The organism is Pseudoalteromonas sp. K222D, from assembly GCF_017653575.1.
Lineage (GTDB): Bacteria > Pseudomonadota > Gammaproteobacteria > Enterobacterales > Alteromonadaceae > Pseudoalteromonas > Pseudoalteromonas nigrifaciens.
Window position 1 is genome coordinate 341544 of record NZ_JAGGDL010000001.1, and the last position, 7740, is coordinate 349283.

A 7740-nucleotide genomic window follows, 5' to 3' on the forward strand; every position below is an offset into this window, starting at 1 on the left:
GCAATTAATTAATCGCAATGGCTTTTTAAATTGGGTATAGCTTTTTATTAGTCTTGCTTTGGTAGTAAACCAAAGTGATGATATGCGTTATCTGACACTATTCGTCCACGGGGTGTACGCTGAATAAAGCCCTGTTGAATTAAAAAGGGTTCTATTACATCTTCAATAGTCTCTTTTTCCTCGCCAATAGCTGCAGCTATATTGTCGAGCCCAACTGGGCCGCCCATAAATTTTTCTATAATGGCGAGTAAGTACTTACGATCCATATAATCAAAACCGCTTTTATCTACATCTATCATATTAAGTGCCAGCTCTGCCACTTCGGCGTTTACCGTACCGTCTGACTTTACTTGGGTGTAGTCACGCACTCGGCGTAGTAATCTATTGGCAATACGGGGGGTACCGCGTGAGCGTTTAGCAATTTCAACTGCACCCTCGTCGCACATTTCTAAATCAAGAAAATGCGCCGATCGCCCTACTATGTACGATAAGTCTTCTACTGAATAAAACTCTAAGCGCTGCACAATACCAAAGCGGTCACGCAGTGGCGAGGTTAACGAACCCGCGCGAGTCGTTGCGCCAATAAGCGTAAACGAGGGTAAATCTAATTTTATCGAGCGTGCTGCTGGGCCTTCACCTATCATAATATCAAGTTGGTAGTCTTCCATTGCTGGGTAGAGTATTTCTTCAACTTGTGGGCTTAACCTGTGTATTTCATCAATAAATAATACATCACCTTCTTCAAGGTTGGTTAGCAATGCGGCTAAATCACCGGCTTTTTCGAGCACTGGCCCTGAGGTTGCCTTTATATTTACCTGCAGCTCGTTGGCAACAATATTAGCTAATGTAGTTTTACCCAAACCTGGTGGGCCAAAAATAAGCAGGTGATCGAGTGCTTCGCCTCGGCTACGGGCCGCTTCAATAAAAATTTCCATTTGCTGTTTAACATGCGGTTGACCACGGTAATCGGCGAGTAATTTTGGCCTAATTGCACGGTCTATAGAGTCTTCGTTGGGTTTTTCAGTCGCGTCAATTAAGCGATCAGCTTCGATCATAGGTTACTCACAGCATTGATTTTAAAGATTCTTTAATAAGAACCTCAGTAGACATATCGGGTTTACTTACTGATTTTACTGCTTTTTGCGCTTGTGGCAATTTATAACCTAGCGACACCAAAGCCGACACAGCATCATCGGCGGCATTATTAGCAATTGTCGCGTCGCTAAACGGCTCAATAACCGCACTGTCGCTGAAAGGGGTGAATAAATCGTTGCCCCAATTTTTTAACCTGTCTTTCATTTCGAGTACTAGCCGCTCGGCGGTTTTTTTACCTACCCCGGGTAATTTAACTAAGCTTGTGGAGTCTTCGTTATTTACACAGCTTACAAATTGCTGCGCCGACATACCCGACAAAATAGCTAAACCTAGCTTTGGCCCTACGCCATTGGCCTTTAATAACTCTCTAAATAAAGCACGCTCTACTTTATTGTTAAAGCCAAACAATAGTTGTGCATCTTCGCGTACTACAAAATGAGTATAAACAATGGCATTTTCGCCAACTTTAGGTAAGTCGTAAAAGCAGGTCATTGGCATTTGCACTTCGTAGCCAACACCATTTACCTCTAATAATATTTCGGGAGGTTGTTTTTCTACTAAAATACCATTTAAGCGACCAATCATAGTTATTTCCTTAAACGTCCTCTAACGGTTTTGCTTGCGCTACCCGCTAGTTTTATTAAATTTTGTTCTGAGTGCGCATGGCAAATAGCAATAGCCAGTGCATCGGCGGCATCAGCTTGTGGCGTACCAGGTAGTTTTAAAATGTTTTTAACCATATGCTGTACTTGAGTTTTATCGGCGCCACCATTGCCTACTACGGCTTGTTTTATTTGCCTTGCTGAGTATTCAAATACTGGTAAGTCGGCCATTGCAGCGCCTACAATAGCAGCACCACGTGCTTGGCCTAGCTTTAAGGCTGAGTCGGGATTGTGCGCCATAAACACTTTTTCTATCGCGAAGGTTTCTGGCGAAAACTGCTCTATAAGCTGGGTAATGCCTTGGTAAATCATTTTAAGTCTTATATGAAACTCATGATCCGCTAATTTAATGCAACCACTGCCTAAATAAGTGAATTTAGATCCCTGATGCGCTACAACACCGTAGCCAGTTAAGCGTGAGCCTGGATCAATCCCTAAAATTATGGCCAAAAAGCACTCTCATTATTGTTATTCGTTAATTAGGCTAATAATGCCAGAGCACTGTATAAATTACCAGTAACAATAAAACAAAAACGCCCACTTAAGTGGGCGTTTTCCTTTTGCTTAAATATTGGCAACTTAACCTAACGCACGCACCAGCCCTTGGGTGTTTTGCTTAAGTGTGCGAGCAATCATAAAATAGCCTAACCCCGCTACAAACACTCCACCTGCCACCGGTCCTATTATCCAAATATGTGGATGTAATTTACCCGCCAGATCAAATAACTGCTGCTGTACAATTAATAGTGCAATATCACTAAAAAAAGCGGCAACTAAGCCGGCCAAACCACCAAGCAATAAAAATTCATATAAAGTGGCGTTTTTAATAAGCCGGCTTTTTGCACCAAGTGTGCGCAGTATTACAATTTCTTGCATGCGCTCGCCTAAGCTTGCTTGCACTTGCGATATTAATACCAGTGCACCACACAACACCACAATAGTAAGTACAAAGCCAATTGCAAGTGACACTTGCTCTATGGTTGATTGTATTTGTTTAACAAAGTTACCTACATCTATGGCGGTAACCGTTGGATAGCTGCGCAGCAATTGGCTAAAGTCGCGTTTTTGATCAGGCTCAATACGTACCGACGAAATATACGTTGCCGGAAAGTCTTTAAGCACATCAGGGCTTAAAATAATAAAAAAGTTTGGCTTAAGGGTGGCCCAGTTTACTTTACGCACACTGGTAATTTTAGCGTCAAACGACTGCGCACCAATTAAAAACGTTAACGTGTCGCCAAGTTCAACATCTAAACGCTCAAGCATAGACTCCTCAATGGATGCCTCTGCTAATGTGTTTTCATTAAACCACTGCCCTTGCACTATTTCGTTTTGCGCTGGCGGCGTTTCAAGCCAGGTTAAATTTAGCTCGCGACCAATACCAGCGCGTGCCTCTTCATCTTTTTTCTCGTTGTCTTGCAATGATACTTCTCGCGCTACCAGCTCGCCATTTACCGCATTTACCCGGCCACGAATGGTGGGATAAAACTCCGATACCTGAATGTTTTTTTGCGCCAAATAAGTATTAATTGGCTCGAGTTCGTTTTGGGTAATATTGACTAAAAATGCATTGGGAGCATCGTCTGGTAACTGCGACTGCCAATCGGCTATCATGTCGTTTTTAAGTACCACTAAAAATAGTAATAGCTTAATAGCGAGGGAAAAGCTGATCAGCTGGACTGCATTCACATTTGCACGCTTTTGAATTGACGCAATTGCCAGCGACCAACTATTACCCGGCTTTAAGCCCAATTTACGGCCACCACCAAATATAACTTTAGACACCAAAAATAACACGCCAATTAAAGTAAGCGTTGAGGCAAACAAAATCAGGGTGATTTTTATATTATTGCTAAATAACCACATCAGTAAAAATACGGTAAACGCACTCATAGCTAAATGCACCCGGCTTACCGCTAGTTTATCGCCTAAGTTACGGCGCAGCACCCGCAGTGGCGGAATATCAAATAAATCAAATAACGGCTTGATAGAAAACATCACTGCACAAATTACACCTGTGCTAATTGCCACTAACCACGGCTTAAAACCCGCCATTGGCAAAGTTGTACCCATGCTTTTTGCTAAATAATGTGTTGCAATTTCTTGTAAACCATAACCAATTAATAAACCCACTGTTACCGCCATTAAACACACCATTAATAAGTGTGTAAGGTAAATTTTGCGGATCATTGCGCGGCTACCACCTAAGGTTTTCATCATAGCAACTGGGTCGTATTGGCGTTCACAATAACGCTTTGCAGATACCGCAATTGCCACTGCGGCTAAAATAATGCCCAGTAAACCTGCTAGCAACAAAAAGCTTTCTGCACGATTTAAACTGTTAGATATTGGCGATTGGCGATCTTTTACGCCATACCATTGCTGGTTTTCTTTTAGCTGTGGCTTTAGCCAATCGTAAAAGCTATTTATATCGCTTTCATCGCCGGCATAAAGCTGACGATAAAATACTCGGCTACCCGGTTGTATTACTTCTGTTTTTTCCACGTCGTTAATGTTTATAAGCACCCTGCGGCTACTCGAAAACACATTAAAAGGCGCGTCGGGCTCTTCTACAATTACTTTTTCAACGTTAAATAATGCAGCACCTAGCTCTACTACATCGCCTATATCTATATTTAAACTATAAAATACCGACTCGCTAAGCCACACATTGCCAAGTGTTGGTCCGCCGTTAGCAACTTCGGTTTCTCCATTTAGGCTCGATTTAACCTTAAGTTGCCCCTTTAACGGGTAACCACTTGAAGCCGCTTTTACCGAACTAAATTGCATTTCGTCGTTGGCAAATAACATGGTGTCGAAGTAAAGCATTTGTGCGGTTTTTAAATTTTGTTGCTCTGCTTTAGCTATATAAGAAGTGTCGATTACGTGATTACTGCCAAGCACTCGGTCGGCGGCAATAAAGGCGCTACTTTTTTGCGCAATGCTCTGTGCAATACGCTCGGTAACCATAGATAAAGTAAGCACGGTAAGTACCGCAAGCGCTATAGCCGCACTTATCACCGTAAGCTCACCACGGCGAAACTCCCGCGAAAATAACTTAAGCGCTAACTTAGCCCACATTTGCTATTTCCTCTGCTGAGTTTTCTACTAATCGGCCACCTTCAATTTGAATAATATGCTGACATTTTTGTGCAAGTGCCTCGTCATGCGTTACTAAAATAAGCGTAGTACCGTGCTGCGAATTTAGATCAAATAATAACGACTCAATCATTTTACCGTTTTTACTGTCTAGGTTTGCCGAAGGCTCATCGGCAAACAGTATTTTTGGCGTGCCAATAAATGCCCGCGCAATAGCAACGCGTTGCTGCTCACCACCAGAGAGTTGCGACGGATAATGGTCGATGCGATGACCCAAACCTACCTTTTCTAGCAAAATAAGTGCTTGCTGTTTAGCGTCGCGCTCCCCTGCAAGTTCAGCGGGTAGCATTACGTTTTCAAGCGCTGTTAAACTTTGTACTAACATAAACGACTGAAATACAAAGCCTACTTTTGCGGCGCGCAGCCCAGCACGCGCTTCTTCATCGAGATTATGTAGCGGCTCGCCATCTAAAAATATTTCACCGCCACTCGCCGTATCAAGCCCAGCTAACAAACTAAGTAACGTAGATTTACCAGAACCAGAAGTGCCCACTACCGCAACAGATTCGCCATGCTTGACATTAAAGCTGATGTCGCTGAGGATGGGCAACTCACCTTCAAAGGTAGATACCACTTTAGACAAACCATTTACTTGAATTATATTTAATTGAGAAAGCGCTGACATATGACTCATTCAATCCTACGTTTTGTATTCATTTTATTTTTAGTTATCAAGCCACTAAGTGCAGCAGCTAATAACACCATTTTAATACTTGGTGACAGTTTAAGCGCAGCCTACGGACTTAAACAAGAACAAGGCTGGGTACAATTGTTACAAGATAAATACGATGCTGAGCAAAGTAATATCAAACTTATTAATGCCAGTATCAGTGGCGAAACAACCGGTGGCGCACTGCGCCGTGTAGATGCTTTGCTAGCGCAGTATCAACCAACTCATGTACTTATTGAGCTGGGCGCAAACGACGGTTTACGTGGTTTTCCGGTGAGTAAGCTACAAGCTAACTTAACCGAATTAATCAAAAAAAGCCAAGCAGCCAATGCCACCAGCGCTTTAATGGAAATTTATATTCCCCCTAATTACGGGCCACGTTACAGCAAAATGTTTACCGATAGTTTTACACAAGTAAGTAAAAATACAAACGCTTACCTTATGGACTTTTTTGTACTTAAAGTTGCTGGGCAAAACGACTTAATGCAAAACGATAACTTGCACCCTAACAAAACTGCGCAACCAATACTACGAGACGAAATGTATAACACGATCAAACTGTGGTTAAATAAAGACTAGCGCCATGCTTAACTACTTTTAATTGCGCAAGGAAACTATTTTCAGCCTGCTTGCGCAAAAAACACTCAAACAAACAAATGCTTATTGATTTTTAAAAAAATACACGTACTATTGCAACCTCAGTCGGTATGTGGCGCAGCTTGGTAGCGCACTGTCATGGGGTGGCAGGGGTCGAGAGTTCGAATCTCTCCATACCGACCAATTAATAATATCTAATTTCAGAATCAAATTTAATCTCGAGCCTTCAATATTATCATAAAAAATACTTATAACTTTAATTGATAACACGAGTATCTAGGTGTAAGGTTAATTACAGATATATATTTATACGAGGTGGCAATTATGAGTAAAGATAAGAAAAAAATCACAAAAAGTATGATTTTAAGATCTGTTGCTAGCTCTACGGCCATCGAAACTGGTGCAACAGTTAAAACAATTGAGAAAAAACTAAAAGCAAATAAACTCAAATACGAGTCTCTTTCACTCGCTATTTAATTATATCCCTTTCAAGCCTTTCAATATGTTGGTAATCTCTGTTTACACCCGCTTGAATTGACTTAAAATAAAAGTCTTTATGCTCATCCCACAAACTATAATCAAGTGTTCCTTTACCTGCTTTGCTACACAAAAAATCCATTAAAAGACGGCTTATCCTACCGTTACCCTCACGAAATGGATGAATTAAAATAAACTCAACATGGCTCTGCGCTATAAACGAGACAAACTCTTCATCGGTCATTTCTGGTAAGTTATTAAATCGAGATAAATACTCATCTTCAAATAACCTAATATTTTTTTCAATTTGTAAAGGTGACATAAACTGAAATCCGCCTTTGCCCATATCAATACTTCTTATTTTACCTGCCCATTCATATACATTACCTAGCCACTGTCTGTGCCAATTAGCTACATTTTGAAAAGAAAAAACATCATCTTCTGGGGCAACCATTGTAAATGTTTTTTCATATAGTTTAACTAAAAGAATGGCCTCAACATCATCCATTTCTGCTACATCAACAATCGCTAACTTGTTCGCTAAAACTAGTTTTTCAGATCCTAGTTGATATTGCGCTTCAATAGAATCAGTCTCGTATTTAGTCATTAAATTACGCCAGTAAAATGATTAGTGTAAAAGTGCTTAACAACCAATGCAAGTAACCTTTAGCGTTGTCCATTTGATATTAGTCGAAACTGACAATAAAAAATTAATGTGACACCCATTCTAATAATTAATCGCTTTAATTTTTACTAAGATAAATATCGTTTGGCTTAAAGTGTCCTAAATATTGAAGATACTTCGACTCACTCGAATAAGAGCGTATTTAACGGCTTTTTATTCATTTTTAGGCATGCGAAATACTGTGCTTTCACAGTGAAGGGAAATAACGGGTAACTTTTTGAAGTAACGCTTTAAGCCAGTAGTTTTTCGCAGTTACTAACGTTTGCGCGCCGCTTTCTGTTTAGGTGTTCGCAGTATCCTTCGTGCGACGCTGGCCTGCCTACTGCACCATGAAATACGCGACTAAATTGTGTGGTGAGTTTTAGCCAGTTTTCGGGGGTAATGTTTACTCTTTG

General features: G+C 40.9%; 8 protein-coding genes, 1 tRNA gene and 1 pseudogene. 3 read left to right on the forward strand and 7 right to left on the reverse strand.

Annotated elements, in window-relative coordinates; genetic code table 11:
• Positions 1-47: 47 nt before the first annotated feature.
• The 5 genes from ruvB to J5X91_RS01480 all read right to left on the reverse strand — a co-directional run bounded on the left by ruvB (position 48) and on the right by J5X91_RS01480 (position 5541).
• Positions 48-1055 (reverse strand): Holliday junction branch migration DNA helicase RuvB, encoded by a 1008-nt coding sequence (ruvB, locus tag J5X91_RS01460; protein ID WP_011328547.1) that lies wholly within the window; start codon positions 1053-1055, stop codon positions 48-50.
• A 7-nt stretch (positions 1056-1062) separates the two neighbouring features.
• The gene (ruvA, locus tag J5X91_RS01465; RefSeq protein WP_089368500.1) at positions 1063-1680 is read right to left on the reverse strand and encodes a Holliday junction branch migration protein RuvA; all 618 of its coding nucleotides are present in this window, start codon (positions 1678-1680) and stop codon (positions 1063-1065) included.
• A gap of 2 nt (positions 1681-1682) precedes the next feature.
• A complete protein-coding gene (gene ruvC / locus J5X91_RS01470; protein WP_011328549.1) occupies positions 1683-2207 on the reverse strand; it encodes a crossover junction endodeoxyribonuclease RuvC in 525 nt (174 codons plus the stop codon).
• Positions 2208-2336: 129 nt separating this feature from the next.
• Positions 2337-4838, reverse strand: coding sequence for an FtsX-like permease family protein (locus J5X91_RS01475; RefSeq protein WP_089368501.1), 2502 nt, complete (start codon positions 4836-4838; stop codon positions 2337-2339).
• Positions 4828-5541, reverse strand: a complete 714-nt coding sequence (locus J5X91_RS01480; RefSeq protein ID WP_011328551.1) for an ABC transporter ATP-binding protein — start codon at positions 5539-5541, stop codon at positions 4828-4830. The genes J5X91_RS01475 and J5X91_RS01480 overlap by 11 nt, the downstream gene beginning before the upstream one ends.
• On the opposite strand from J5X91_RS01480, the gene J5X91_RS01485 reads away from it, so the two are divergent.
• The 3 genes from J5X91_RS01485 to J5X91_RS01495 all read left to right on the forward strand — a co-directional run bounded on the left by J5X91_RS01485 (position 5542) and on the right by J5X91_RS01495 (position 6660).
• Positions 5542-6165 (forward strand): arylesterase, encoded by a 624-nt coding sequence (locus tag J5X91_RS01485; protein WP_011328552.1) that lies wholly within the window; start codon positions 5542-5544, stop codon positions 6163-6165.
• Positions 6166-6289: 124 nt separating this feature from the next.
• Positions 6290-6366: transfer RNA gene (locus tag J5X91_RS01490), tRNA-Pro, on the forward strand.
• Positions 6367-6507: 141 nt separating this feature from the next.
• Positions 6508-6660: a hypothetical protein gene (locus J5X91_RS01495; RefSeq protein WP_179808264.1), complete on the forward strand. Its 153-nt coding sequence runs from the start codon at positions 6508-6510 to the stop codon at positions 6658-6660.
• Here J5X91_RS01495 and J5X91_RS01500 read toward each other — a convergent pair.
• Positions 6653-7267 carry a Fic family protein gene (locus tag J5X91_RS01500; RefSeq protein WP_208833913.1) on the reverse strand — a complete coding sequence of 205 codons (615 nt, stop codon included), beginning with the start codon at positions 7265-7267 and terminating at the stop codon, positions 6653-6655. The two genes, J5X91_RS01495 and J5X91_RS01500, sit on opposite strands and share 8 nt — an antisense overlap.
• Before the next feature lie 308 nt (positions 7268-7575).
• Positions 7576-7740: pseudogene (locus J5X91_RS18060) on the reverse strand (transposase); the annotation flags it as partial.

Coding starts and splice junctions, on each gene's coding strand:
- J5X91_RS01475 (WP_089368501.1), bottom strand. CDS start 4,838: ATGTGGGCTAAGTTAGCGCTTAAGTTATTTTCGCGGGAGTTTCGCCGT.
- J5X91_RS01480 (WP_011328551.1), bottom strand. CDS start 5,541: ATGTCAGCGCTTTCTCAATTAAATATAATTCAAGTAAATGGTTTGTCT.
- ruvB (WP_011328547.1), bottom strand. CDS start 1,055: ATGATCGAAGCTGATCGCTTAATTGACGCGACTGAAAAACCCAACGAA.
- ruvA (WP_089368500.1), bottom strand. CDS start 1,680: ATGATTGGTCGCTTAAATGGTATTTTAGTAGAAAAACAACCTCCCGAA.
- J5X91_RS01500 (WP_208833913.1), bottom strand. CDS start 7,267: ATGACTAAATACGAGACTGATTCTATTGAAGCGCAATATCAACTAGGA.
- J5X91_RS01495 (WP_179808264.1), top strand. CDS start 6,508: ATGAGTAAAGATAAGAAAAAAATCACAAAAAGTATGATTTTAAGATCT.
- J5X91_RS01485 (WP_011328552.1), top strand. CDS start 5,542: ATGACTCATTCAATCCTACGTTTTGTATTCATTTTATTTTTAGTTATC.